The sequence below is a fragment of the Curvibacter sp. EU05-FHT14A10 genome (assembly GCF_058791075.1).
Window position 1 is genome coordinate 50,920 of sequence record NZ_JBYTDE010000015.1, and the last position, 25,486, is coordinate 76,405.

The 25,486-nt window shown below is 67.2% G+C and carries 24 protein-coding genes and 1 pseudogene; 18 read left to right on the top strand and 7 right to left on the bottom strand.

Annotation, left to right across the window (positions count from 1 at the left end):
- Positions 1 to 3: 3 nt before the first annotated feature.
- Positions 4 to 3,750: a PAS domain-containing hybrid sensor histidine kinase/response regulator gene (locus tag AC3WUT_RS23490; protein ID WP_492349494.1), complete on the top strand. Its 3,747-nt coding sequence runs from the start codon at positions 4 to 6 to the stop codon at positions 3,748 to 3,750.
- A gap of 14 nt (positions 3,751 to 3,764) precedes the next feature.
- Here the strand turns inward: AC3WUT_RS23490 and AC3WUT_RS23495 are convergent, their stop codons facing one another.
- The gene (locus AC3WUT_RS23495) at positions 3,765 to 4,091 is read right to left on the bottom strand and encodes a YkgJ family cysteine cluster protein (RefSeq protein ID WP_492349495.1); all 327 of its coding nucleotides are present in this window, start codon (positions 4,089 to 4,091) and stop codon (positions 3,765 to 3,767) included.
- A 252-nt stretch (positions 4,092 to 4,343) separates the two neighbouring features.
- On the opposite strand from AC3WUT_RS23495, the gene mnmG reads away from it, so the two are divergent.
- From mnmG to AC3WUT_RS23555, 12 genes and pseudogenes are all read left to right on the top strand, one after another.
- Positions 4,344 to 6,341 carry a tRNA uridine-5-carboxymethylaminomethyl(34) synthesis enzyme MnmG gene (mnmG, locus tag AC3WUT_RS23500; protein ID WP_492349496.1) on the top strand — a complete coding sequence of 666 codons (1,998 nt, stop codon included), beginning with the start codon at positions 4,344 to 4,346 and terminating at the stop codon, positions 6,339 to 6,341.
- Positions 6,338 to 6,994, top strand: a complete 657-nt coding sequence (gene rsmG, locus AC3WUT_RS23505; RefSeq protein WP_492349497.1) for a 16S rRNA (guanine(527)-N(7))-methyltransferase RsmG — start codon at positions 6,338 to 6,340, stop codon at positions 6,992 to 6,994. The genes mnmG and rsmG overlap by 4 nt, the downstream gene beginning before the upstream one ends.
- Positions 6,995 to 7,077: 83 nt before the next feature.
- On the top strand, positions 7,078 to 7,692 hold the full coding sequence (locus AC3WUT_RS23510; RefSeq protein WP_492349498.1) for a LysE family transporter: 615 nt from the start codon (positions 7,078 to 7,080) through the stop codon (positions 7,690 to 7,692).
- 29 nt (positions 7,693 to 7,721) lie between these two features.
- A complete protein-coding gene (locus AC3WUT_RS23515; protein WP_492349499.1) occupies positions 7,722 to 8,492 on the top strand; it encodes a ParA family protein in 771 nt (256 codons plus the stop codon).
- A 16-nt stretch (positions 8,493 to 8,508) separates the two neighbouring features.
- Entirely contained in the window at positions 8,509 to 9,072 is a 564-nt protein-coding gene (locus tag AC3WUT_RS23520) for an RBBP9/YdeN family alpha/beta hydrolase (RefSeq protein WP_492349500.1), read from the top strand.
- Positions 9,073 to 9,112: 40 nt separating this feature from the next.
- Positions 9,113 to 10,054 (top strand): ParB/RepB/Spo0J family partition protein, encoded by a 942-nt coding sequence (locus tag AC3WUT_RS23525; protein ID WP_492349501.1) that lies wholly within the window; start codon positions 9,113 to 9,115, stop codon positions 10,052 to 10,054.
- 16 nt (positions 10,055 to 10,070) lie between these two features.
- Positions 10,071 to 10,823 (top strand): class I SAM-dependent methyltransferase, encoded by a 753-nt coding sequence (locus AC3WUT_RS23530; RefSeq protein ID WP_492349502.1) that lies wholly within the window; start codon positions 10,071 to 10,073, stop codon positions 10,821 to 10,823.
- Between the two features lie 91 nt (positions 10,824 to 10,914).
- A complete protein-coding gene (locus tag AC3WUT_RS23535; RefSeq protein WP_492349503.1) occupies positions 10,915 to 11,997 on the top strand; it encodes an alginate lyase family protein in 1,083 nt (360 codons plus the stop codon).
- Between the two features lie 236 nt (positions 11,998 to 12,233).
- Positions 12,234 to 12,530, top strand: coding sequence for a hypothetical protein (locus AC3WUT_RS23540; RefSeq protein WP_027474907.1), 297 nt, complete (start codon positions 12,234 to 12,236; stop codon positions 12,528 to 12,530).
- Positions 12,531 to 12,875: 345 nt separating this feature from the next.
- Positions 12,876 to 13,400, top strand: a complete 525-nt coding sequence (locus AC3WUT_RS23545) for a ComF family protein (RefSeq protein ID WP_492349504.1) — start codon at positions 12,876 to 12,878, stop codon at positions 13,398 to 13,400.
- Complete coding sequence (locus AC3WUT_RS23550) at positions 13,397 to 13,954, top strand: hypothetical protein (protein ID WP_492349505.1); 558 nt, start codon at positions 13,397 to 13,399, stop codon at positions 13,952 to 13,954. The genes AC3WUT_RS23545 and AC3WUT_RS23550 overlap by 4 nt, the downstream gene beginning before the upstream one ends.
- 79 nt (positions 13,955 to 14,033) lie before the next feature.
- A pseudogene (locus tag AC3WUT_RS23555) lies at positions 14,034 to 14,165 on the top strand (addiction module antidote protein); the annotation flags it as partial.
- Between the two features lie 15 nt (positions 14,166 to 14,180).
- On the opposite strand, the gene AC3WUT_RS23560 reads toward AC3WUT_RS23555, so the two are convergent.
- A complete protein-coding gene (locus AC3WUT_RS23560; protein ID WP_492349506.1) occupies positions 14,181 to 15,605 on the bottom strand; it encodes an FAD-binding oxidoreductase in 1,425 nt (474 codons plus the stop codon).
- A 213-nt stretch (positions 15,606 to 15,818) separates the two neighbouring features.
- On the opposite strand from AC3WUT_RS23560, the gene AC3WUT_RS23565 reads away from it, so the two are divergent.
- Together AC3WUT_RS23565 and AC3WUT_RS23570 are read left to right on the top strand one after the other, a co-directional pair.
- On the top strand, positions 15,819 to 16,379 hold the full coding sequence (locus tag AC3WUT_RS23565) for a cob(I)yrinic acid a,c-diamide adenosyltransferase (RefSeq protein WP_492349507.1): 561 nt from the start codon (positions 15,819 to 15,821) through the stop codon (positions 16,377 to 16,379).
- A gap of 12 nt (positions 16,380 to 16,391) precedes the next feature.
- A complete protein-coding gene (locus tag AC3WUT_RS23570; protein WP_492349508.1) occupies positions 16,392 to 17,291 on the top strand; it encodes a LysR substrate-binding domain-containing protein in 900 nt (299 codons plus the stop codon).
- Positions 17,292 to 17,324: 33 nt separating this feature from the next.
- Here the strand turns inward: AC3WUT_RS23570 and AC3WUT_RS23575 are convergent, their stop codons facing one another.
- Positions 17,325 to 17,735, bottom strand: coding sequence for an META domain-containing protein (locus AC3WUT_RS23575; protein WP_492349509.1), 411 nt, complete (start codon positions 17,733 to 17,735; stop codon positions 17,325 to 17,327).
- A gap of 78 nt (positions 17,736 to 17,813) precedes the next feature.
- The gene (locus AC3WUT_RS23580; RefSeq protein ID WP_492349510.1) at positions 17,814 to 19,031 is read right to left on the bottom strand and encodes a D-amino acid dehydrogenase; all 1,218 of its coding nucleotides are present in this window, start codon (positions 19,029 to 19,031) and stop codon (positions 17,814 to 17,816) included.
- Positions 19,032 to 19,337: 306 nt separating this feature from the next.
- Here AC3WUT_RS23580 and AC3WUT_RS23585 point away from each other — a divergent pair, with 306 nt between their 5' ends.
- Positions 19,338 to 20,222 (top strand): transporter substrate-binding domain-containing protein, encoded by an 885-nt coding sequence (locus tag AC3WUT_RS23585; RefSeq protein WP_492349511.1) that lies wholly within the window; start codon positions 19,338 to 19,340, stop codon positions 20,220 to 20,222.
- A gap of 2 nt (positions 20,223 to 20,224) precedes the next feature.
- Positions 20,225 to 21,010 (top strand): aspartate/glutamate racemase family protein, encoded by a 786-nt coding sequence (locus tag AC3WUT_RS23590; RefSeq protein WP_492349512.1) that lies wholly within the window; start codon positions 20,225 to 20,227, stop codon positions 21,008 to 21,010.
- On the opposite strand, the gene AC3WUT_RS23595 is transcribed toward AC3WUT_RS23590, so the two are convergent.
- Positions 20,998 to 21,945, bottom strand: coding sequence for a CysB family HTH-type transcriptional regulator (locus AC3WUT_RS23595; protein ID WP_492349513.1), 948 nt, complete (start codon positions 21,943 to 21,945; stop codon positions 20,998 to 21,000). The two genes, AC3WUT_RS23590 and AC3WUT_RS23595, sit on opposite strands and share 13 nt — an antisense overlap.
- A 204-nt stretch (positions 21,946 to 22,149) precedes the next feature.
- Between AC3WUT_RS23595 and AC3WUT_RS23600 the strand changes: the two genes are divergently transcribed.
- On the top strand, positions 22,150 to 23,304 hold the full coding sequence (locus tag AC3WUT_RS23600) for an ABC transporter substrate-binding protein (protein ID WP_492349514.1): 1,155 nt from the start codon (positions 22,150 to 22,152) through the stop codon (positions 23,302 to 23,304).
- Positions 23,305 to 23,343: 39 nt separating this feature from the next.
- On the opposite strand, the gene AC3WUT_RS23605 is transcribed toward AC3WUT_RS23600, so the two are convergent.
- The gene (locus AC3WUT_RS23605) at positions 23,344 to 23,904 is read right to left on the bottom strand and encodes a superoxide dismutase family protein (RefSeq protein ID WP_492349515.1); all 561 of its coding nucleotides are present in this window, start codon (positions 23,902 to 23,904) and stop codon (positions 23,344 to 23,346) included.
- 101 nt (positions 23,905 to 24,005) lie between these two features.
- Positions 24,006 to 25,295, bottom strand: coding sequence for a solute carrier family 23 protein (locus AC3WUT_RS23610; protein ID WP_492349516.1), 1,290 nt, complete (start codon positions 25,293 to 25,295; stop codon positions 24,006 to 24,008).
- Positions 25,296 to 25,486: the final 191 nt, after the last annotated feature.

Consider the following 25,486-nt stretch of genomic DNA (forward strand, 5'->3'; position numbering starts at 1 on the left):
TGCATGGCGCTCCCAGGCTCCCCCATCCGCTACCCGGTGCCCCGGCGAGTCGTGCTGGCCGGGCTGGGCGCGGTGTTGATCTGCCTGTCGATGGCCGGCCTGCATGGGCACCAGCAACAGCGTCTGGCGGCAGCCCAGCGGCAGATGCAGACCCTGGCCCAGGCGGGAGAGGATCTGCATCAGGGCTTTTTGCACCTGATGCTGGCCAGCGACGAGGCCTCACCGTGGCAGCGCTCGCGCGGTGAGGCCCTGCTGACGGAGGCCCTGAACGGCTATACCGCCACCGCCGTGGCGCCGGTGCTGGAGCGGGCCGGTGTGCTTGAATTGCCACGCGATCTGGCCGAGTTCCGTCGCCAGGCGCTGGCCTTGAATGGCCTGCCTGCCGATTCCCGGCAGGCCCTGTCGCTGCGAACGATGTTGCATCACCTGGATGTCGGGGTGGCTGCTGTGAACCGGCAATTGCAACAGGACAGCGAAGCCTTGTCACAGCGCCTGAACCTGGCTTTTGATGCCGGCCTGCTGGCCGCCTTGCTGCTGTTGCTGGGGGCTTGCGTGGCCATCTACCGGGCCGAGCGGGCGCGCAGCGGCTTGTTGCAGCGCCTGCACGACAGCGAATCGGTGTATCGGACCATGGTGTCGTCGCTGACCGAGGGGGTGATGGTGTTCGCACCCGATGGCCGGATTCGCACCTGCAACCCGTCGGCGGAACGCATCCTGGGCCTGTCCCTGCAGGACATGCAGCAGCGCTTTCCCCACCCGCGGGATTGGCAGGCTCGCCGCGAAGACGGCCACATCCTGGCCCCCGAAGACCTGCCGTTGGCCCGGGTGCTGCGCGACGGGCAGGCGGTGCACCAGTGCCTGCTGGGCCACCCGGATGGACAGGGCTCGATGCTGTGGCTGAGCGTCAACGCCGAGCCCCTGCGCGACCCTGCCACCCAGGCCTTGCAAGGGGTGCTGGTGTCATTCACCGATGTGACCGAGAGCCGGGCCGTGGCGGCCGAACTGGCGCGCCACCGTGAGCACCTGGCTACGCTGGTCGAGGCCCGCACGCAGGCCCTGGAGCAGGCCGTGCAGGCCCGCTTGGCCAGCGAGACCCGGGCCCAGGTCGTGACCGACAACCAGCCCGCGCTGGTGGCCTACTGGGACCGCAGCCTGCGCCTGCGCTTTGCCAACCAGGCCTACCTGGACTGGTTCGGTCAGTGTGCCGAGCAGGTGCTGGGCCGCACGGTGAGCGAGGTGCTGGGCGAGGCCTTCTTCCAGCGCCAGTTGCCCTTCATCGAGCGAATTTTGCAAGGTGAAACGCTGAGCGATGACTACGACATGCCCGGGCAGGCCGGGCAGTCGGCCCACTTTCTGGTCAAGCGCCTGCCCGACTGGCAGAACGGGGTGGTGCAGGGCTATTACTTCTTTGCCACCAATGTGCAGGCCCTGAAAGACGCCGAGGCGCGGCAGCGGGAGTTGGTGGTCGGTCTGCGCGAGGCCGAGCAACTGCTGCGCCTGGTGGCCGACAACATCCCGGGCCGGGTGGCTTACTGGGGGCGCGATCTGCGTTGCCGCTTTGTCAACAAAGGCTACCTGGATTGGTTCGGGCTGCGCGAGGAGCAGGTGACGGGCCGCAGCATGGAAGAAATTTTTGGCCCGGCCCGCCTGCAGACCTTCGGTCGTCAGGTGCAGGGCGCCCTGGCGGGTGAGGCGCAGCGCTTTGAGCGCGAAGAGCTCAGTGCCCGCGGCACGCATGCGGTGACCCTGTTGCATTACACGCCCGACTGGCGCGAGGGCGAGGTGCGTGGCTTTTTCGTGCTGGCCACCGACATCACCCGCTCCAAGCAGGCCGAGCAGCGCCTGCTGGAGCTCAATGAAGAGCTGGGGCTCGCGCGCGACCGGGCCGAGTCGGCGGCACGGGCCAAGGGGGCTTTTCTGGCCAACATGAGCCATGAGATCCGCACCCCCATGAACGCCATCATGGGTCTGACCTACCTGCTGCGGCGCGATCTGAGCGACCCCTCGGCGCGCGAGCGCCTGATCAAGATCGACGATGCGGCCCACCACCTACTGAGTTTGATCAATGACATCCTGGACCTGTCCAAGATCGAGGCCGGCAAGCTGAGCCTGGAGTCGATCGACTTTGCGCTGGACACCATGCTGGCGCGCACCTGTGCCCTGGTGATGGAGACAGCCCGCGAGAAAGGCCTGGAGCTGGTGCTGGACACCGACCACCTGCCGCGCACCCTGCGGGGCGACCCGACCCGCCTGTCGCAGGCCTTGCTGAACCTGCTGAGCAATGCGGTGAAGTTCACCGAGCGCGGCTTGGTGCTGCTGCGGGCCCGGCTGCAGCCCGGGGCCCCGGCGGGCGCGCTGCGGGTGCGCTTTGAGGTGCGGGACACCGGCATCGGCATTCCGGCCGACCGCCTGCCCCACATGTTCAGCGCCTTCGAGCAGGCCGATGCCTCGACCACACGGCGCTTTGGGGGCACGGGTCTGGGCCTGACCATCACACGCCACCTGGTGCAGCTGATGGGGGGCGATGCCGGGGTGGAGAGCGAGCCGGGGCGGGGCAGCTGCTTTTGGGTGACCGTGCTGCTGCAAGAAGCCGAAAACCCGGCCCGCCCGCCCTCGGTGCAGCCATTGGCGGGTTTGCGCGCTTTGCTGGTGGACGACCTGCCCGAGGCGCGTGAGGCCCTGGCAGACATGCTGAACCAGTTGGGTCTGCGCACCGATGTGGCGGATTCGGGTCCGCAGGCACTGGCCCGGGTGGCCCAGGCCGAGCAGGCCGGCGACCCCTACACCTTGGTGTTGCTGGATTGGTTGATGCCTGGCCTGAATGGCCTGGACACTGTGCGGGCCCTGCGTGCAGCCCACCCCGAGGGGCAGGGGCCGGCCTGTCTGCTGGTCAGCGCCAGCGTCGATGCCCAGCTGCGCGCCGAGGCCGCCACCCTGGGGGTGCCCATGGTGCTGGAGAAGCCCGTGTCCTATTCGTCGCTGCTGGACTGCCTGCTGCTGTTGGTCAGCCGCGTGCGCGAAGCCGTGCAGGCCGTGCCGGCGCAGTGGGTGGCCGGGCAGGGGCCCGAGCACCGCTTTGACGGCGCGCATGTGTTGCTGGTGGAGGACAACCCGATCAACCGCGAGGTGGCCAGCGAGCTGCTGAGTTCGGTCGGGCTGCGGGTGAGCTGCGCCGAGTCGGGCCAGCGTGCATTGGATCAGGTGCGTGCCGATTTGCCCGTGCTGCCGGACCTGGTGCTGATGGACCTGCAGATGCCGGGCATGGATGGCCTGGAGGCCACGCGGCAGTTGCGGGCCTTGCCGGGGTGCGCCCGTTTGCCCATTGTGGCCATGACAGCCAATGCCTTTGCCGAGGTGCGATCCAACTGCCTGGCGGCCGGCATGAACGACTTTGTGGCCAAGCCGGTGGACCCGCCCGCCCTGTATGCCGCCCTGACCCGCTGGCTGCACCAGGCAGGGAGTGACGTGGCTCGGTCGCAGGCGCCTCTGGACGACCTCATGGCCTCGCCGTCGCTGGTTGAGGCGGCAGGGCTGTCGTGCCCGTCGCTGACCGCCGAGGCGCTGGATGCGCTGGAGCTGGCCTTGATCGAGGCCGGCTTTGAAGCCCATGAACTGCTGCGGCCCCTGTTGGCGGAGCTGACCGAGGTGTCGGCCGAGCTGGCGGGGCGTCTGGAGCTGAGCGTGCGCCGCTATGAGCACGAGCTGGGTTTGCGCCTGCTGCGCGAGTTGCGACAACGCCTGGGGCGTTGAGACCAGGGGCTTGATCAGGCCCCAGGGCGGGTCAATGCTTCGAGTTCGGCCAAGCCTTGCAGAGCGGACTCTCGGCTGTCACGGCACATCTCATGGCTGGGTTGCAACTGGCCGCACACGGCCGGGCGATCCGGGTGGCCGAAGATCTGGCAGCGCTCCTGAGGGTCGAGCTGGATGCAGCGAACCCCGGCCGGCTTGCCCTTCGGCATGCCCGGGATAGGGCTGGAAATGGACGGGGCGGTGCAGCAGGCGCCACAGCCTGGACGGCAATCGGGGCGCCCAGGCCGATCGGGCGGGTGGGGCAGGGGGCTTGGTTTCACGTGAAACACGGGCTGATTCATGGGCGCCATTGTGATGCTTGTTGTGAGGTTGGCTGGGTCAGCTTGAATGGGGTGGGGGTGCCGCTGGCGCACGGTGGCGCACGGGCTCGCAGAGGCGGTGTTGCGGTCTTTGGCCACGGCAGGTGCGCGGGTGGGGCGCGCCCGTTAAAATCTCGCCTCCCGGGGCGTTGGCCCCCCGGCCTGGCGCCCACGGCGCTGGGGTCTTGTTTGGCCACCTCTGTCTGCGGCTTCAACAGGCCCGTTTTCACCACCATGCTTTACCCACAAGAATTCGACGTCATCGTCGTTGGCGGCGGTCATGCCGGCACCGAGGCCGCTCTGGCCGCGGCCCGCATGGGCTGCAAGACCTTGCTGCTCTCGCACAACATCGAAACCCTGGGGCAAATGAGTTGCAACCCCTCGATCGGGGGCATCGGCAAGGGCCACCTGGTGAAAGAGGTCGATGCCCTGGGCGGTGCCATGGGCATCGCCACCGACGAGTCGGGCATCCAGTTTCGCATCCTCAACAGCTCCAAGGGGCCGGCCGTGCGGGCCACCCGGGCCCAGGCCGACCGCATTCTGTACAAGGCGGCGATCCGCCACCGGCTGGAAAACCAGGCCAATCTGTGGCTGTTCCAGCAGGCGGTGGATGACCTGATGGTGGAGGGCGACCGCGTGGTGGGCGCCGTCACCCAGGTGGGCATCCGCTTCCGTTCGCGCACCGTGGTGCTCACGGCGGGCACCTTCCTGGATGGCAAGATCCACGTCGGCCTGAACAACTACTCGGCCGGCCGGGCCGGTGACCCGCCTGCGGTCAGCTTGTCGGCGCGTCTCAAGGAGCTGAAGCTGCCCCAGGGCCGCCTCAAGACCGGCACCCCGCCGCGCATCGATGGGCGCAGCATCGACTTCTCCAAGTGCACTGAACAGCCCGGCGATGGCATGCCTGGCGGGCTGCCAGGGGCCATCCCGGTGTTCAGCTTCATGGGGTCGGTGGCCATGCACCCGCAGCAGATGCCATGCTGGATCACCCACACCAATGAGCGCACGCACGAGATCATCCGCAGCGGCTTTGACCGCAGCCCCATGTTCACCGGCAAGATCGAAGGCGTGGGCCCGCGCTACTGCCCCAGCGTGGAAGACAAGATCAACCGCTTTGCCGACAAGGACAGCCACCAGATCTTTCTGGAGCCCGAAGGCCTGAGCACCCACGAGTATTACCCCAACGGCATCAGCACCAGCTTGCCCTTTGACATCCAGTACGACTTGGTGCGCAGCATGGTGGGGCTGGAGAACGCCCACATCCTGCGCCCGGGCTATGCCATCGAGTACGACTACTTCGACCCTCGCGCCCTGAAGAGCAGCTTTGAGACCCGCCAGATCGGTGGCCTGTTCTTTGCCGGCCAGATCAACGGCACCACCGGCTACGAAGAGGCGGCGGCCCAGGGCTTGTTCGCCGGCATCAACGCGGCCCTGCAATGCCGTGGCGACGAGTCCTGGCTGCCGCGTCGCGACGAGGCCTACCTGGGGGTGTTGGTGGACGACCTGATCACCAAGGGCGTGACCGAACCCTACCGCATGTTCACCAGCCGGGCCGAGTTCCGGCTGCAGCTGCGCGAAGACAATGCCGACATGCGCCTGACCGAGGCGGGCCGGCGCCTGGGCCTGGTCGATGATGCGCGTTGGGCCGCTTTCAGTCGCAAGCTGGAAGCTGTTTCACGTGAAACAGAGCGCCTGCGCGGCACCTGGGTGAATCCGCGCAACCTGCCGGCGGCCGAATCCGAGCGGGTGTTGGGCAAGGCCATCGAGCACGAATACAACCTGGCCGATCTGTTGCGCCGCCCCGATGTGAGCTATGCAGCCCTGATGTCGCTGGACGGCGGCAAGTACCTGCCGGTGGCCAGCGAGACCCAGCCCGTGGTGGTGTCACGCGAAGCCCTGGGTGAGTTGTACGAACCCGTGGTGGAACAGATTGAGATCGCGGCCAAGTATTCGGGCTACATCGATCGCCAGCGCGACGAGGTGCAGCGTGCTGCTCACTACGAGAACCTCAAACTGCCACCCGACTTTGACTACATGCAGGTGGGGGCGTTGTCGATCGAGGTGCGCCAGAAGCTCAACAAGCATCGGCCGGAAACCCTGGGCCTGGCCTCGCGCATTTCGGGGGTGACCCCTGCGGCGATCTCGTTGCTGATGATTCACCTGAAAAAGGGCGGCTTCCGTGGCTTTGCCAACGAGGCTGCCCAGGCCGACGAAACGGCGGTGGCCCCATGAGCGCACGTGCTTTTGAAGCCGAACTGCGGGCCGGCCTGCAGGCCCTGGGCCTGTCGCTGGACGATCAGCAGGTGGGCCGTTTGCTCGACTACATGGCTTTGATCCAGAAGTGGAACAAGGTCTACAACCTGACCTCGGTGCGCGACCCGGCCGAGATGCTGACCCACCACCTGCTCGACAGCCTGGCGGCGGTGCCGCCACTGAAGCGCCACCTGGCCGGCCTGGGGGAGGGCATGGCCCGCAAGCTGCTGGACGTGGGCTCGGGCGGCGGACTGCCGGGGGTGGTCTTTGCCATCTGCTGCCCGACGCTGTCGGTCAGCTGCGTGGACACGGTGGCCAAGAAGGCTGCCTTTGTGCAGCAGGTGGCGGCCGAGCTGCGCCTGGGCAATCTGCGTGGCGTGCATGCCCGGGTCGAGAACCTCAGCGGCCCCTTTGATGTGGTCAGCTGCCGGGCCTTTGCCTCGCTGCCCGATTTTGTGAACTGGTCACAGGCAGCCCTGGGCGAGGGCAGTGTCTGGCTGGCCATGAAGGCCAAGCACCCGGCGGATGAGCTGGCGGCCTTGCCGGCCGCAGTGCAGGTGTTTCACGTGGAACAGCTCAAGGTGCCCGGCTTGGAGGCCGAACGCTGCATCATCTGGATGAAGCCGGCCTGATCTGAGAAGGTCTGCACGTTCTGACATCTCGCGGGCAGGCCACTCGCGTAAACTCGGCCGCTCAGTGGGTGGAGGATCCAATCATGTTCGGTGTTGCAGATTACGGCGCTTTCGTGGCGGCCATCGTCCTGTTTTTGGCGATTCCGGGGCCGGGCAACCTGGCCTTGATCACCTCCACCGGCAAGGGTGGGCTGCGTGGCGGCATGGCCGCCACCCTGGGCGTGATCGCGGGTGACCAGGTGCTGATGTGGTTGGCGGTGGCCGGTGTGGCGGCCTTGCTGGCGGCCTGGCCGCCAGCTTTCCATGCGGTGCAGTGGCTGGGCGCCGCCTACCTGGCCTGGCTGGGTTTTCGCATGCTCACGGCCAAGCCGGGGTCGGCCCCGGTGCTGAACATCCGGCCGCGCCAGTATTTTCAACAAGCGGCGGCCATCACCTTGCTCAACCCCAAGGCCATCGTGTTTTACATGGCTTTCTTCCCACTGTTCGTGGACCCGGTGCACCACCAGGGTTTGCTGACCTTTGGCGTGATGGCGGCCACCATCGCAGCGCTGACCCTGGCCTATGGCGTGGTGGTGGTGCTGCTGACGCATTTTCTGGCCGAACGCCTGCGTGCCAACCCCGCGATTGCGCGTGGGCTGGAAAAGCTGGCCGGCGTGTTTCTGATCGGCTTTGGCCTGAAGCTGGCCTTTTCCAAATAACCCCTGACCCCTAGAACAAGAACGAATTCATGGCCAAGATTTTTTGCGTCGCCAATCAAAAAGGGGGGGTCGGCAAGACCACCTCGACCGTCAACCTGGCAGCCGGCCTGGCCAAGATCGGCCAGCGCGTGCTGATGATCGACCTGGACCCGCAGGGCAATGCCACCATGGGCTCGGGCGTGGACAAGCGCCAGCTCGAATTCACGGTGTACGACGTGTTGATCGAGTCGGCCTCGGTGGCCGAGGCCAAGGTGCGCGCCGAGGCCTGCGGCTATGACGTGCTGGGTGCCAACCGCGAGCTGGCCGGTGCCGAGGTCGAGCTGGTGCAGCTGGAGCGGCGTGAAAAGCGCCTCAAGACCGCCCTGGCCGCGGTCGATGCCGATTACGACTTCATGCTGATCGATTGCCCGCCTTCGCTGTCGATGCTGACCCTGAATGGCCTGTGCGCTGCCCACGGGGTGATCGTGCCCATGCAGTGCGAGTACTTTGCCCTGGAAGGCCTGACCGATCTGGTCAACACCATCAAGCAGGTGCATGCCAACCTCAACAAAGACCTGCAGATCATCGGCCTGCTGCGCGTGATGTTCGACCCCCGCATCACGCTGCAACAGCAGGTGAGCGAGCAGCTCAAGGGCCACTTTGCCGACAAGGTGTTCAACACCGTGATCCCGCGCAACGTGCGCCTGGCCGAGGCGCCCAGCTACGGGCTGCCCGGCGTGGTGTTCGACCCGCAGGCCAAGGGCAGCCAGGCCTTCGTCGAATTCGCCGAAGAAATGGTGCAGCGCATCAAAACCATGTGAACCCCGGAGGCGTTCGATGATTCAGGCTTCAGAGGTTCTTCTGCTGCCGGGCTGGCAGAACAGTGGCGCCGGCCATTGGCAGACGCTGTGGGAGCAGCAGCATGGCTTTGTGCGGGTGCAGCAGCACGACTGGATGCGCCCGCTGCGCGGTGACTGGAATGCCCGCCTCGAAGAAGTGCTGCTGGCCCAGCCCGGGCCGGTGTGGCTGGTGGCCCACAGCCTGGGCTGTGCCCTGGTGGCGGCCTGGGCGGCGCACTCGCGCAACACCGCCCGTGTGCGCGGGGCCTTGCTGGTGGCGCCGCCCGAGCTGGCGCGCGACGACCTGCGCGTGATGCTGCCCGGCTGGGCTCCGATGGCGCGCCAGCGCCTGCCCTTCCCGAGCGTGCTGGTGGCCAGCAGCAACGACCCCTACGCCAGCCTGGCCCATGCCCAGGGCCTGTCCCAGGCCTGGGGCAGCCGCCTGGTGGAGGCGGGCCCACGCGGGCACCTGAATGCCGAATCAGGCCTGGGCGACTGGCCCGAGGGGCTGGCCTTGCTGCAGTCCTTGTCAGCGCCCCTGCAACCCCCTCAGGCGCTTTGATGGGCCCTGAAATCCAAGTTCCAAGAAAGATCTGACCAAGATGGCGACCAAGAAACCCAAGGGCCTGGGCCGTGGACTCGAAGCCCTGCTGGGCCCCAAGGTGGACGAAGCTGCGACCGACGGCAATGTGCCTGCCGCCAACAGCGGCCAGCCGGCCACTCTGCAGCTGGACCAGCTGGTGCCCGGCGTCTACCAGCCGCGCACCCGCATGGACGAGGGGGCGCTGTACGAGCTGGCCGAAAGCATCAAGGCGCAGGGCATCATGCAGCCCATCCTGGTGCGCCGCCTGCACGCGGGTCCGAACGACGGCAAGTACGAAATCATTGCCGGTGAGCGCCGCTTCCGCGCCTCGCGCCTGGCCGGTCTGGACAGCGTGCCGGTGCTGATCCGCGAGGTGCCCGACGAGGCGGCCGCGGCCATGGCGCTGATCGAGAACATCCAGCGCGAAGACCTCAACCCACTCGAAGAAGCCCAGGGCCTGCAGCGCCTGGTGAAAGAGTTCGGCCTGACCCACGAGCAGGCCGCCCAGGCGGTGGGCCGCTCGCGCAGCGCGGCCTCCAACCTGTTGCGCCTGCTGAACCTGGCCGAGCCAGTGCAGACCATGCTGATGGCCGGCGATCTGGACATGGGCCACGCGCGCTCGCTGCTGTCGCTCGACCGGGCCACCCAGATCACCGCCGCCAACCAGATCGTGGCCAAGAAGCTGTCGGTGCGTGAGGCTGAGGGCCTGGTCAAGAAGATCAGCGCCGAATTCAGCCTGACCTCGCCCAAACCGACCAAGAAAGACAAGTCGCGTGACCTCAAACGGGTGGAGGAGGAGCTCTCCGACCTGCTGACCGCGGCGGTGGAGGTGCGGGTGAAGAAGCGCGTCAAGCGTGCTGGCCGCACCGAGGAAATGGGCGAACTGGCCATCCAGTTCGGTTCGCTGGAAGAACTCAACGGCCTGATCGACCGCTTGCGCGGCAGCTCCGCGGGGGCTTGATGCGCAGCTCGAACCCATGAGCACCGTGCCCGGCCGCCGCCCACCTGCCCGACTGCGCCTGCCCTGGCCCTTGCCGGCATTGCTGGTCTGGGCCGCGGCCTGGGGCTTGTTTGCCGTGCTGGCGCAGGCCGGGGTGGATGTGCTGCTGGCCCTGGGCAGTGCCGCGGCGCTGGGCGCCCTGGGCAGCGTGCTGGGGCCCAACTGGTGGCGTCGCTTCATGATCGCGCTGGGCTTTCCCCTGTCGTTGCTGGTGTCGGGCGCTGTCACGCTGCCAGCTTGGGTGTGGCTGCTGCCGCTGGGCCTGGTGCTGCTGGTCTACCCCATCAATGCCTGGCGCGATGCGCCGATCTTCCCCACCCCCCGGGGCGCCTTGCTGGGGTTGCCCCAGGCGATCGCCTTGCCTGCGGGTGCGGCGGTGCTGGACGCGGGCTGTGGCTTGGGCGACGGTCTGCGGGCCCTGCGCCGGGCCTGGCCCGAGGCGGTGCTGCACGGCCTGGAGTGGAGTTGGCCGCTGCGCCTGCTGTGCGCCTTGCGCTGCCCCTGGGCCCAGGTGCGGCGCGGTGACATCTGGCGTGAATCCTGGGCGCCGTACCAACTGGTCTATGTGTTCCAGCGCCCCGAGAGCATGGCGCGCGCCCTGGCCAAGGCCCAGGCCGAGATGGCCCCGGGCAGCTGGCTGGTGAGCCTGGAGTTCGAGGTGCTGGAGCAGCCCCACCAGGCCCGACTGATGGCCCCCGACGGGCGTCCGGTCTGGATCTACCAGCTCTGAAGGGGGGCTGATCCGGCTTTCACCTGGCGCCGGGGCAACCTATCATCGAGCGCTGGCGACCCGCCAGCCCACCGCGCCAGGAGCGCCCACCATGAACACCGCCAGCCGCCTTCAAAGCATCCACCGCCGGGCCTGGCTGGCCTGTGTGGTCGGCGGGCTGCCCGCCAGTGCGCTGTGGGCCCAGGATCCCCCGGCCCAGGTCCAGCTGCCCGCCCTGTGGTGGCCCCCGGAGCGCCACTGGCAGCTGCTGCGCGAGCGCGCACCCCAATCCACCGAGGTGCAGGCCGTCATGAAGGCCCAGTACCAGTTGCTGGCCCGCGGCTGGAGTCAGCCCCCGCACGCCTTGGCCCAACTGCCTGCCGAGCCCCGTTGGCAAGGCGAGGCCCCGCCACGCCGGGTGGCCGACAGCCTGGGCGAGTTCGAGCAGCTGCAGGCCCTGGCCTTTCTGTTCACGCTCAATGGGCAGGCGGCCTACCGGGAGCGGGCGCTGGAGCTGCTGCGCCCCTGGGCGCGCAGCCTGGCCCCGGTGGCCCAGCCCCTGAGCCTGCGCTGGCTGGAGCCCGCGGTGTGGGCCTACCGCCTGTTGCGCCCCCACATGGCCACAGCCGATCGGACCCGCCTCGACGCCTGGTGGCAGGCCCATGCGCTGGCCCAGCAAGGCGACCGGCAACTGGACCGGCCCGACGCGCTGGACCGCCGCAACAGCCACCGCCTGTGCAGCATTGGCCTGATCGGCTGGGCCCTGGGAGACGCCACCCTGGTCGAATCGGCCCGGCGAGGCTTGCAGCAGCAGTTGATGGACGCGCTGTTGCCCACGGGCGAGAGCCTGGACTACCGCCAGAGCGGCCAACTGGTCGACCAGGTGGACGCCTTGCGCCCCCTGCTCACGCTGGCCCTGGCGCTGCGTGAAAGTGGCGACGACCTGTACCACCGGGCCACCCCAGCCGGGGCCTCGATGGCGCGCAGCGTGGCCTGGCTGCAGGCCCGTACCCAAAACCCCAGCCGCTACCCCGAGCTGCGCGGTCAAACGGTGGAGGCCGGTCAGCTGCAGCCCTTGCAAGCCCTGATCGAAGCCTGGCAACCTGGCCTCACCCCCCTCGGTACCGCAGCCGGGCGCCAGCACAGCTTGCCTGTGGTGCGGCTGCGCCTGTTGCTCAACCAGCTGCCTTCATGAGGCCGCCCGCTGCCGGGCAGGCCCGATGAGGCACCCAAAGTTCCGCTTTGATTGTTTCTAAAAACGGAATAGCCATTTGCGCATGACGATGTTTTATTGTTGGTGTTAACCCTATAAAGTTCATCCCATCGATGAGCCAGACACCTCTGCAAAGACTCACCGAGCTGGACAAGACGGCGCCCATCGAGGCCTCCGCCCTGCCCGGAAGTCCATCAACTTTGAAAGGAAACATCATCATGAACCGCCAACTGATCGCCTCCGCCCTGATTGCCGCCTCTGCCTTCGTGGCCGCCGCACCCAGCTTTGCCGAAGGCCTGGCCGAATACAACCAGCGCGCCGACGTGGTGTCGCAATACAGCCGCGCCGAAGTGAAGACCCAGGCCGTGGCCGCTGCCCGTCACGCCGCTGACGTGGACACCAACTCGCAGGTGCTGCCGGCCGTGAAGTCCGCCATCACCCGCCAGGAAGTGCGCCAGGCCGCCGCTGCAGCCAACCGCGCCGGCCTGCTGCCGCACGGTGAACTGACTTACTGATCCACGCCGCCAGGCTGAGTCCAGGCACACAAAAAAACCCCGCCCGGCGTGAGCCGCGGCGGGGTTTTTCATGGGCGTTCGAGATGGCTGGGAGGACCTGATGCTCCGATGTGAATACTGTGGCGGCCAAGCCGTACGAAACAGGTGTTTCGGAAAGAGGGGCGACGTCCATGGCTTTGGGAGCAGGTCGATCAAGAGACCGCTGGCACCTTGTTACGTTGTCGGAAAGCTTCGACTTCGCTTCCCTGGGAATAATCGCGATCAGACGCGACAGGGGGCCCTATGGATGTGGTTTTGCGGCAGTTGCACGGACCTTGGAACGCCGGTTGGGCATTGAACAAGCACATGCTTCGCAGCACCCACCTCGGTGACGATGAATACGGTCGTCCGAGATTCGAATCAGTCCGCACCGATGTCGGTGAAGCCACCTACCAGTTGAAGTACCGTCAGGATTGGGGGCAGGTGCAACCCTTGGCAAAGGCATTGCTGGACCATGTCGTCCCGAGGCTTGCCGGGATCGGGTTCATTGTTCCTATGCCAGCGTCCACGGTACGTGCTCGACAGCCGGTGACGGAAGTTGCGCAAGCGCTGAGTGCTTTGTCAGGTATCCCGGTTTTTCCCGACCTGCTACACAGAAGCCGCGCTGCCAAGCTCCTCAAGGATCTGCAGACTAAAGAGGAGAAAATAGAGGCCATCGGCGACAGTTTTGCTGTCCACGACACGATTCAGGGAGCGGGTCCCTGGAATGTGCTTGTGGTTGACGACCTGTTCCATACCGGGGCCTCCCTGGAGGCCGCCTGCGCTGCTCTCCGAAAGTACCCTAAAGTGAGGCATGTTTACGTCGCCGCCCTGACCTGGAGATCGCCATGACCACCGTTTTCATTGCAGGTTCCATGAACATCAAGCACCTTGATGTGAAGGTGAAGGATCGTATTGGCAACATCGTCGCGTTGGGGTTCAAGGTGCTTGTGGGCGATGCTGAAGGGGCGGACACCTCCATCCAGCAGCAGTTACTGGCCCTCGGACACGAAAACACCACCGTCTACTGCAGCGGCGGGGTGCCCCGCAACAACGTGGGCAATTGGCCTGTGGATGTCGTCACCACCCAGCATGCGCCAGGAACCAGGGCGTTCTTTACAGCCAAGGATCTCGCGATGGCTGCGGCCGCTGATGTCGGCCTCATGGTTTGGGATGCGAAGAGCACCGGCACATTGAGCAACATCATTGAGTTGTTGGCGCAAAAGAAGAAGTCGGTTGTCTTTGTCAACAAGGAAAAGACGTTCCGAACCATCAGCGGCGTTGAACAACTTGATGAATTGGCGAGTTGCATGTCTGAACACGCAAGGCGCAAAGCCGATGAAAAGATCGGCCTCATGTGCCGGATCGAGGCTTTGAAGCACGAGCAGTCCGAACTTTTTGCCTGACCCGCTTAAGTTGAAGATTCAGGGCGATGGTGGTTTTCATCTGGCTCGCTTGGGTGTGCCGGGCCATTCAATGGCATGACGCCGCCTGTCCCCCCGTGGCAACCCGGCACTCAGCAACTTGTTGCTCATCCTGAAAGCACTGGGCCAGCGGCTGGCGGTGCAGCCGCTGGCTTCAAGTGCTGAGGAGCCTGCGCACGTCAAGCCTGCGTGAGGCCGGCGGCCTCTTTCACAGCGCGAAGATCTTGCCCGGGTTCAGGATGTTCTTGGGGTCGAGCGCACGTTTGATGGTGCGCATCATGTCGACCGCGCCGGCGCCGGTTTCGTCGAGCAGAAAGCCCATCTTGTGCAGGCCCACGCCATGCTCGCCGGTGCAGGTGCCGCCCAGCTGCAGCGCCCGGGTGACGAGCTTGTGGTTGAGCTCTTCGGCCTTGGCGCGTTCTTCGGCGCTGTCGGGGTCGATCAGGTAGCCGAAGTGGAAGTTGCCGTCGCCCACGTGGCCCACCAGGAAGTAGGGGATCCCACTGGCGTCGGTCTCGGTCACCGAGTCGAGCAGGCAGTCGGCCAGGCGGCTGATGGGCACGCAGGTGTCGGTGGAGATGGCCTTGCAGCCCGGGCGCGACTGCACGGCGGCAAAGTAGGCGTTGTGCCGCGCCGTCCACAGGCGGGTGCGTTCTTCAGGGGTGCTGGCCCATTCGAAGGCGTTGCCACCGAACTCGCTGGCGATCTCCTGCACGGTTTCGGCCTGCTCCTTGACGCTGGTGGGCGAGCCGTGGAACTCCATCAACAGCATGGGTTCTTCGCGCAGGCCCAGCTTGGAGTACTGGTTGACCATGCGCACGGTGTGGTGGTCGATCAGCTCGACACGGGCAATCGGCACGCCCAGCTGGATGGTCTGGATGGTGGTGCGCACCGCCGCCTCGATGCTCGGGAATGAGCAGATGGCGGCCGACACGGCCTCGGGCAGGGGGTACAGACGCACGGTGATCTCGGTGATCACGCCCAGGGTGCCTTCGCTGCCCACCATCAGGCGGGTCAGGTCGTAGCCGGCGCTGCTCTTCTTGGCGCGGGTGCCGGTGCGGATGACCTCGCCGCTGGCGGTGACCACTTCCAGGGCCAGCACGTTTTCGCGCATGGTGCCGTAGCGCACGGCGTTGGTGCCGCTGGCACGGGTGGCGGTCATGCCGCCGATGGTGGCGTCGGCCCCCGGGTCGATGGGAAAGAACAGGCCGGTGGCCTTGATCTCTTCATTGAGCTGTTTGCGCGTGATGCCGGGTTGCACGGTCACGGTCAGGTCTTCGGCGTTCACGCTGAGCACCCGGTTCATGCGGCTGACATCGAGGCTGATGCCCCCTTGCACGGCCAGCAGGTGGCCTTCGAGCGAGGAGCCCACGCCGAACGGGATCACCGGCACCTCGAACTGGCTGGCCAGGCGCACGGCATCGGCCACGTCGGTGGTGCTTTCGGCAAACACCACGGCCGCCGGCGGCGGCACCTGGAACGAGGACTCGTCGCGGCCGTGCTGTTCACGCACCACCAGGGCGGTGCTGCACTGCTCGCCAAAGCGGGCCTTGAGGGCATCGATCAGGGCGGCGGGCACGTCGCGCTGCTGTACTTCGGGCAGCAGGTGCAGGGGGGCGGTGGGGGCGTTCATGGTGTCTCCAGTACGGCTTGAATAGGGGGCCGGGTGCGGCCAGCCTGCCATTCTAGGAGCGTGGGCGGCTTCCTGCCGAGCCCGGGGGCTGATGGCCTGGCGCTGCGGCGAGGGACGGCGATCTCGCGCAAAATCGAGGACCCGACAGCCGGTCGGCCCGCCCCCACGCCGGGCGTGGCCCCGCGCTTTTTCAACGTTTGCAAGGACCCCCGCATGGCCAACCGCCTGACCCAGATCGCCACCCGCACCGGAGACAACGGCACCACCGGCCTGGGCGACAACACCCGGGTGTCCAAAAACAGCCTGCGCGTGCATGCCATGGGCGATGTGGACGAGCTCAACTCGCACATCGGCCTGCTGCTCAGCGAGAGCCTGCCCGAGGCGGTGCGCGAGCTGCTGACCGATATCCAGCACCAGTTGTTCAACCTGGGCGGCGAGCTGTCGATCCCGGGCTTCGAGTTGCTCAAGGCCGAGGCCGTGCTGCAGCTCGATGAGGCGCTGGCGCGCTTCAATGGCGAGTTGCCGCGACTGCAGGAGTTCATCCTGCCGGCCGGCCGGCGCAGCGCCGCCCAGGCCCATGTGTGCCGCACCGTGGCGCGCCGCGCCGAGCGTGCGGTGGTGGCGCTGGGCAATGAAGAGGCCCTGAAGGACACGCCGCGCCAGTACCTGAACCGCTTGTCAGACCTGATGTTCGTGCTGGCCCGGGTCCTCAACCGGGTGGATGGCGGCGACGACGTCTACTGGAAGAGCGAACGCCTGCAGCGCGGCAGCTGAGCCGGGGCCCCCATGCGCCTGCGCCACATCGAGGTCTTCAATGCCATCATGCTGACCGGCAGCGTGAGCGCGGCGGCCCGGCTGATCAACATCACCCAGCCCGCCGTCAGCCGCACCCTGCAGCATGCCGAGATCCAGCTTGGCTTTGCGCTGTTCCAGCGCGCCAAGGGTCGGCTCACCCCGACCACCGAGGCGCTGACGCTGTTCCCGCACATCGAGCGCCTGTTTGCCCAGCTCGACGAGGTGCAGCGCCTGGCCACCAGCCTGCGCGGTGGCCAGGTGGCCGGCGAGCTGCGCATCGTCTCGGTGCTGGCGCTGAGCTACGACATCCTGCCCCGCGCCCTGGCCCGTTTCAAGAAGAAGCACCCCGACATCGTGGTCAGTGTCGAGGCTCTGCATTCGCCCCAGATCATCTCCAGCCTGATGTTGCAGGAGGCCGATGTGGGCTTTGTCTTCAGCACGCTCAGCCACCCGTCCCTGACCCACGAGCCGCTGGCCGAATGCGCCATGGTGTGCGTGGTGCCCAAGGGGCTGCTGCCGGTGCGCAAGCTGCGCCAGGCTCAGCTGAGCCTGGCCGACCTGGTGGACGTGCCGGTGATCAACCTCGATGCCCGCGATCCGGTGGGCACGCGCCTGAGCCAGGCCTGCCGCGAGGCCGGCGTGGGCCTGAACTCCTACGTCACGGTGCAGACCTACCATGCCGCGTTGGCCATGGCCCACCACGGCTTGGGCGTGGCCCTGGTGGACGCCTGCACGGCCGTGTCGGCCGACCGCAGCAAGGTCGATGTGCTGGCGCTGGAGCCCGCCATCGCTGTTCCGGTGCAGGCCCTGCGCCTGGCCGACAAGCCTGGTTCGGTGCTGGTGCGGGCCATCACCGAAGAGATGCAGCAGGCCATCCGTCAGGCCTTGTGAGGCGCTGCGGGGTGGGGGGAGGCCGGGCGAGCCTCAGGGCGCGGGTCGCAAGCTTTGCAACACCTGCCCCTGGGCATCCAGCAGCAGCAGGCGACCGCCTTCGAGGCGGGCCGAGCGGGTGGCCTCCAGGCTGGCCAGGAAGGGGCCCTCCTGCTCCCCGCCCGGGGTCAGGCACATCATGCGGGTGGCCGCCAGTGGGCCCACGCGCAGCTGACCCTGTTCGATGCGCCAGCGCCCGCTGAACCGGTTGCAGCCCCCAAAGCCGCTGGCCTGGCCACTGGCGTCCAGCCGCAACTGGGTGGGCGGATTGCCGTCGCCCAGCCAGCGGGTGTCGCCCAGCTCGGGCAGGGCAGGGGCCTGGGCGCAGGCGCTCAGCAGCGTGGCGGTGGTGGCCAGCGCCAGCAGGGCGCCAAGACGGGATCGACGAGAAGATGGATGGGCCATGGGCACCTCACAAAGCACGTGACAGCACGTTCAAGCGCGCATTCTGGCACCGGCGGCAGGGCCCGGATCAGGCCGGGATCAGGCGCGCAAGGCCTCGCAGAGCTGGCGTGCGGTGCCAAAGGCCAGCGTGAAGCCCAGCGCTCCGTGGCCGGTGTTCATCCACAGGTTGTCGGGGCCCTTCGACAGGCGGCCGACGATCGGCAGGCCGGTGGGTGTGGCCGGTCTCAGGCCGCACCAGGCCTGGACGTCACTGAAGTCCTGGCAGCCCGGAAACACTTGAGCGGTGGATTGGCACAGGCTGGTGATGCGCTCGGCCGGAATGTCGCGGCCATAGCCCACCAGTTCGACCATGCCGGCCACGCGCAGGCGCTCGCCCAGGCGGGCGAACACCACCTTGCGGGCACTGTCGGTCACACTGACCCGTGGGGCCTGGGCCGGATCCCGGCCCACCGGCAGGGTGATGCTGTAACCCTTGAGCGGGTAGACCGGCAGCGGCAGGCCCAGTGGGCGGCACAGCGCCACGCTGGCGGCCCCCAGGGCCAGCACAAAGTGGTCGGCCTGCACCGGCCCCTGGGCCGTGTGGGCGGCCACCACGCGGCCACCGGCCAGCTCCAGCCGGGTCACGGGGCGGCCGTAGCGGCGCTCGGCACCGCGCTGCGCCAGCGCCTGGTCCAGCGCCTGGCACACCTTGAGGCAATCCGCGGCGCTTTCGCTGGGGGTGTAGACCGCGCCGGCCATGGCGCTCTGGTAGCGGGCCAGTGCGGGCTCCAGGGCCACGCATTCCGCGGGCGAGACCAGGCGCTGGGCGGCGCCGCCCAGGCGGGCCTGCAGCTCGATCTGCTGCGCCGCCCCTTGCAGCCCGGCCTCGGTGGGGTAGAGCACCAGCTTGCCCGGTGTGCTGTGGTCGCAGTCGGGCCGCAGATCGGCCAGCATGTGCTCGAAGCCCTCGCGGCTGCGCGCGGCCAGGCCCAGCAAGGTGGCGGTGCTGCGCTCCGAGCGCGGGCGGTTGCAGGCGGCCATGAAGCTCAGCCCCCAGGCCCATTGGTGCAGGTCGGCCTGCAGGCGAAACTTCAGCGGCGAATCGGCGGCCAGCAGCAGCTTGGGCAACTGCCCCCAGATCGACGGGTCTGCCAGGGGCTGCACATAGGAGTAGCTGAGCTGGGCCCCATTGCCGCCGCTGGCCCCCTGGCCCACCGCATCGGCCGAGTCGAGCAGGGTCACACGATGGCCTTCCTGCTGCAGAGAATAGGCGGCGGCCAGCCCGGTGATGCCGGCGCCAAGCACACAGACGTGCATGAGCGATCCTTCTGTTCTGTTGGGTTCAAGACTGCTGCCAATGTAGGGCGCGCCAGGCGCCTGTGCTCATGCCAATCGAGGCCGGGGCCATGCAGCGAGGTTATGGGGCACCAACGGTGCTCAGGGCCTGGCCAGCTTGGGGCTGGCTGGTCTGCTCAGGGCTTTCCCGCTGCGGCAGCAGGTCCATTACCTTTTGTAATGCCCATGCCGTGAAAAGGAATTACCGCCCAGGGCGCAGGCCTTCCTACACTGGGCCTTCACGGTTCGCCCTTCCATTCATCCCTCACCCCCTCTAGAGGTCTGCTCATGAAAATGGTCCCCCTGCTGCTCACTGCTGCCACCCTGGTCACGGGCTCTGCCCTGGTGCAGGCCGATACCCTGGAGAAGATCGCGGCCTCCGGCAAGATCACCCTGGCCTACCGGGAATCGTCGGTGCCCTTCAGCTACCTGGATGGCCCCTCCAAGCCCATCGGCTTTGCCGTGGACATGTCCAATGCGGTGGCCGACGCGGTGCGCAAGCAGCTCAAGAAGCCCGATCTGCAGATCGAGTGGCAGCCGGTGACCTCGCAGAACCGCATCCCGCTGATCATGAATGGCACGGTCGATCTGGAGTGCGGTTCGACCACCAACAACACAGCGCGTGGCAAGGACGTGGCCTTTGCCATCAACCACTTCTACACCGGCACCCGGCTGCTGGTCAAAAAGGGCTCGGGCATCAAGGACTACGCCGACCTGGCCGGCAAGAACGTGGCCACCACCACCGGCACCACCAACCTGCAGGTGTTGCGCAAGTACAGCACCGAGAAGAACCTGAACTTCAACATGCTCTTCGGCAAGGACCACGCCGACTCGTTCTTGCTGGTGGAGTCGGGCCGGGCGCTGGCCTTCGGCATGGATGACATCCTGCTGTTCGGGCTCAAGGCCAACGCCAAGAACCCGGACGAGTTCGAGGTGGTGGGCGAGTCGCTGCAGGTCGAGCCCTATGCCTGCATGCTGCGCAAGGACGACGTCGGCTTCAAGCACCTGGTCGATGGCGTGATCGGCGGTATGATGAAGAGCGGCGAGTTCGAGAAGCTCTACACCAAGTGGTTCATGCAGCCCATTCCGCCGCGCGGCGTGCCCCTGGGCCTGCCCATGAGCCCGCAGCTCAAGGACAACCTGAAAGCCCTGAGCGACAAGCCCGCCGTCTGATCATGGGACCTGCATTGCTCTCTGCGCCGCAGGTGGTCGGCATTCTGGGCGGCATGGGGCCGGCGGCAGGGGCCGATTTTGTGCGCCTGTTTGTCGAAGCCTGCTCGCGTCAGCTGCAGGCCCTGGGCCGAGGCGTGCAGGACCAGGCTTTTCCGGAGCATTGGCTGGCCCAGGTGCCGGTGCCGGACCGCACCGGGGCCTTGCTGAACCGCGACAGCGGGGCGCACCAGCCGCTGGAGCCCATGCTGCAGGCCCTGGGGCGGCTGGCCGCCCTGGGCGCGCGCAGCGTGGCCATGGCCTGCAACACGGCGCATGCCTGGCACGGGCGGCTGCAGGAGCGTTTTCCGCAACTGGAGTTGCTGCACGTGGCGCAGGAGGTGGCACAGGCCCTGCAGGCCCGTGGTGCCCGGCAGGCCATTCTGCTGGCCACCGAGGGCACGTACCGCAGTGGGTTGTATGAGCAGGCGTTGGCGCAGGCGGGGATTGCACTGATCCTGCCCGAGCAGGCCCAGCGCGAGCGCCTGATGCAGGGCATCTACGAGGGGGTCAAGCGCGGCGACCGGTTGTTGGCGCAGGCCTGTTTTGCCGAGGTGGCCGGGGCCCTGCTGCAGCGCCACGGCGACCAGCCGCTGCTGATGGCCTGCACCGAGATCCCGCTGGCCTTGCCCGGGGCCCCCGAGGTGGCGGGCGCCACCTTGATCGATCCGGCCCAGGTGCTGGCGCAGGCGCTGGCCGGACGGGCTTACGGGGTGTCTGACGTGCCGGCGGCCTCGTTTCAGATTTCGTAGTCGGCGCTGGTGCCTGATTCGTCCTGCAGGGCCTTTTCCACGATGGTGCGGCTCAGCGTCGGCGCAAACGACTCGATGAAGGCGTACACATAGCCGCGCAGGTAGCTGCCGCGGCGCACGGCCAGCCGGGTCAGGTTGATGCCGAACAGGTGGCCGGCGTCGATGGCGCGCAGGCCGGTGTCGCGTTCGGCCTCGTAGGCGATCGAGGCCACGATGCCGGCGCCCATGCCCAGCTCCACATAGGTCTTGATCACGTCGGCATCCATCGCGCTGAGCACGATGTGGGGCGCGAGCTTGCGCTGGGTGAAGGCCTCGTCGATGTGGGTGCGGCCGGTGAACCCGTTGTCGTAGGTGATCAGGGGCCAGGCGGCCAAGCGCTCCAGGGTCAGGGGGGCGTCCAGCAGCGGGTGGCCGGGCGGCACCAGCACCGAGTGGGTCCAGCGGTAGCAGGGCAGGGCGACCAGGGCCTCGTACTGGGCCAGGGCCTCGGTGGCGATGCCCACATCGGCCTCGCCCGACAGCAGCATCTCGGCCACCTGACGCGGTGAACCCTGGTGCAGGTTGAGCTTGACGTTCGGAAACTGCTGGCGGAACTCCTGCACCGCCGCCGGCAGGGCGTAGCGGGCCTGCGAGTGGGTGGCCGCGATCGAGAGCTGGCCGTTCTGTTGGGCCACGAACTCCTGCCCCGCCTTGCGCAGGTTGGCGCTGTCGAGCAGGATGCGCTCGATGATGGGCAGCACATGCTGGCCCGGGTCGGTCAGGCCGGTCAGGCGCTTGCCGGCGCGCACAAACAATTCAATCCCCAGTTCCTCTTCCAGCTCGCGGATCTGGCGGCTCACACCGGGCTGCGAGGTGTGCAAGGCGTTGGCCACCTCGGTCAGGTTGAAGCCGCAGCGCACGGTTTCGCGAACGGAGCGCAGTTGCTGAAAGTTCATTTTTTGAAGGGCTGAGGGCTTTTAAATAAGGAAAAGTAATTATTCGGTCGTTTGATACAACGTCCAAATACATAAAAGTGACATGCATATGGTGTGCGCGGGCTTGGCTTCAGGGCGGGGCGGGCATTGCGGGCCATCCCCAATGACGACATACGGGCTCAAATGGCAGACTGGGGGTTTAGATCTGATTCTTCAAAGCTTGGTATGTCTCAACGCCGTCAATTTCTGTCCCTTGCTCCCCGGCTGTTGGCCGCTACCGCGGCGCCGGCCTTGATCGGCTTGGCGCGGGCGCAGGAGGGGGTGTCCGGCCGCAGTGTGGTGATCGGCTCTTCGGCGGCCCTGTCGGGCCCGCTGGCCGCCTTGGGGCAGGATCTCAAGCTGGGCATCGATGCCGCCATGGCGCAGATCAATGCCCGCGGCGGGGTGCAGGGGCGCAGCCTGCAGTTGCAGATGGTGGACGACGCCTATCAGCCTAACCGCACCCTGGACAATGTGCGCAAGATGGCCGGCGACGGGGGCGTGCTGGCCTTGTTGTCCTGCGTGGGCACCCCCAACAACACGGCCATCCTGCCCGTCATCGAGGACAACGGCTTGCCGTATGTGGCGCCGCTGAGCGGTGCCAGCTCGCTGCGCAAGGCCGGCAGCCGCAACCTGTTCCATGTGCGTGCCAGCTACACCGACGAGACGCAGCGCCTGATCCAGCGCCTGGGCTCGATGGGCCTCAACGGGCTGGCCATCGTCTACCTGGACAACGGTTTCGGTCGCGAGGTGCTGGGCGATGCCCTCAAGGCCATGGAGGGCCAGGGCATGAAGGCGGTGGCCCAGGTGGCGCTGGACACGGCGGGCAAGAACCTGACCGAAGTGGTGAACCAGGTGCTGGCGGCCAAGCCCAGTGCGGTGTTCATGGCCACGGCAGGGGCCGTGTCCCAGGCCTTGGTGACGAGCTTGCGCAAGCCCTCGCCGTCCATGCCCGTGGTCGGCCTCAGTGTGGCACTGAGCAACGAAGGCGTGAAGGCGCTCGGGCCCCTGGGCAGCGGCGTGGCGCTGACCATGGTGTTTCCTGACCCGAACCGGGCCAAGATCGCGGTGGTGCGTGACTACCAGGCGGCCATGCGGGCCGCGGGACAGAGCGAATTCTCACCGGGCAGTTTTGAGGGCTACATCAACACCCGGGTGTTGGCCGAAGGCCTGGACCGGGCTGGCAAGGACGTCAACCGGGCCCGCCTGCGCTCGGCGCTGGCCGGGGTGCGCGGGCTCGACCTGGGGGGCTTTGTGGTCGACTTCGGCAGTGCGCCTTATGTCGGCTCGCACTACGTCGAGCTGGGGGTGCTGGGGGCTTCGGGCCGCTTCGTGGGCTGACGCCCCCAAGAGGGGGCTCGGGCGGCCTTCGCCCGGGGCTCAGCCGGCCTGGATCACGGCACAGGCCACGCGCGGGCCGGAGTTGCCGGTGGGCTGGGTGGTGTAGTCGTCCGGGTCGCGGTGCACGATCAGGCCTTTGCCGACGATGCTCTGCGGGCCGGCCACCAGGGTGATGCCGCGGCTTTCGAAGTCCACCCGGGCCACGCCCTGGGCGTCGGCCTTGAGCACGGGCAGGTCGCCCACGTGGTGGGCGCCGGCATCGTGCCGGCCATGGGCACTGCCGCCCGGGTTGAAGTGGCCGCCGGTGCTCATGCCGTCGCCACTGCTGCAGTCCCCTTTTTCGTGCACATGAAAACCATGCTCTGCATTCGGCTTGAGGCCGGTGATCTGGCCGCTCACGCGCACCCCATCGCCGCTCTGGCTGAAGCTCAGGCGGCCGCTGACGTTGTTGCCCCGGGTGGGTTGCAGATCGGCCACGGCCCGAGGACCGGTCGGGGCGCTGGCACAGCCGGCCAGGGCCAGCGCCAGCAAGGTGGCGCCGCCGAACAGGCGGGCAAGACGGGAACGTGCTGTCGAGGCTGTCGAGGCTGTCGGGGTCATGGGAATCCTCCTGAGGTGTGGAGGCCCGAGGGTAGCGCAATCGGCGTGCGCAGGGGGCAGGGTGCCCCCATGCCCCGGCCAGGCAGGCCGGGGACGCTTGCTCAGGCCGAACGCCGGTTCAGCAGGGCGTACAGGCCGATGGCGCCAAAGGTGGCGGTGCCGATGCCGCCCAGGCCGAAGTCACCGAACTTCAGGGTGAAATCGCCGGTGCCCAGGATCAGGGTCACGGCGGCCACGATCAGGTTCTTGTTGTCGGAGAAGTCAACCTTGTTGTCCACCCAGATCTTGGCCCCGGCCACGGCGATCAGGCCGAACACCACGATGGACACCCCGCCCATCACGGGCAACGGGATGGCCTGGATCACGGCCCCGAACTTGGGGCTGAAGCCCAGCACCACGGCCAGCACGGCGGCGCAGGCGAACACGGCGGTGGAGTAGATCTTCGTGGCGGCCATCACGCCGATGTTCTCGGCATAGGTGGTCACGCCGGTACCGCCCGCGCTGCCCGAAAGCATGGTGGCCACACCGTCACCGATGAAGGCCCGGCCCATGTAGGCATCCAGGTTCTTGCCGGTCATGGCGGTCACGGCCTTGATGTGTCCCAGGTTTTCGGCCACCAGGATGATGGCCACCGGGGCGATCAGCAGCAGGGCGTTGGCGCTGAACACCGGGCTGGTGAAACCGGGCAGGCCCAGCCAGGCTGCGTTGGCCACGCCCGACAGGTCAAGCGGCTTGCCCAGGCCCAGGCCATTGGTCAACACCGCGTAGATCACGCTGGCCACGATCAGGCCCACCAGGATCAGCAGGCGCTGCAGCATGCCGCGTGTCAGCACGGCGACCAGGCCCACGCTGACAAAGGTCACGGCCTGCATCCAGCTGTCGAAGTTGCTGGCCGCCATGTTCTTGATGGGCACGCTGGCCAGGTTCAGGCCGATCACGGCCACCACAGCACCGGTGACGACCGGCGGCATCAGGCGTTCGATCCAGCGCGTGCCCACGGCCTGCACCAGGGCGCCAATGGCGGTGTAGACCGCGCCACAGGCCACGATGCCGCCCAGCGCCACCGCCATGCCGGCGTTCGGGCCCTTGCCGGCATAGCCGGAGGCCGCGATCACCACGCCGATGAAAGCAAAGCTTGATCCGAGGTAGCTGGGCACCTTGCCGCCGGTGATCAGAAAGAACACCAGCGTCCCGATGCCGCTCATCAGAATCGCAATGTTGGGGTCGAAGCCCATCAGGATCGGGGCCAACACGGTGGCGCCGAACATGGCGATCACGTGCTGTACCCCCATCAGCGCGGTCTGCCCCCAGGGCAGCCGTTCATCCGGGCCGATCACCCCTCCCTGCTGCAACACCTCGGGGCTGCGCAGCCGCCAGTCGAATAGTCCCATGCTGAAATCCTGTCTGCTTGGTTAGAAATGCGGCGAATGCTAGCAGGGAGATGGGCGGTAAATGGCAGGGGCAGTACGGAGTGTTCGCGCTTTGACAAACGTGATAGGCGTTTGACCCAGCAGTGGTTTTTGTGCTGGTTCTGTTAACAAATTGATACGACAATCGGGGCTCTTGCGCCAACCAGCGACGG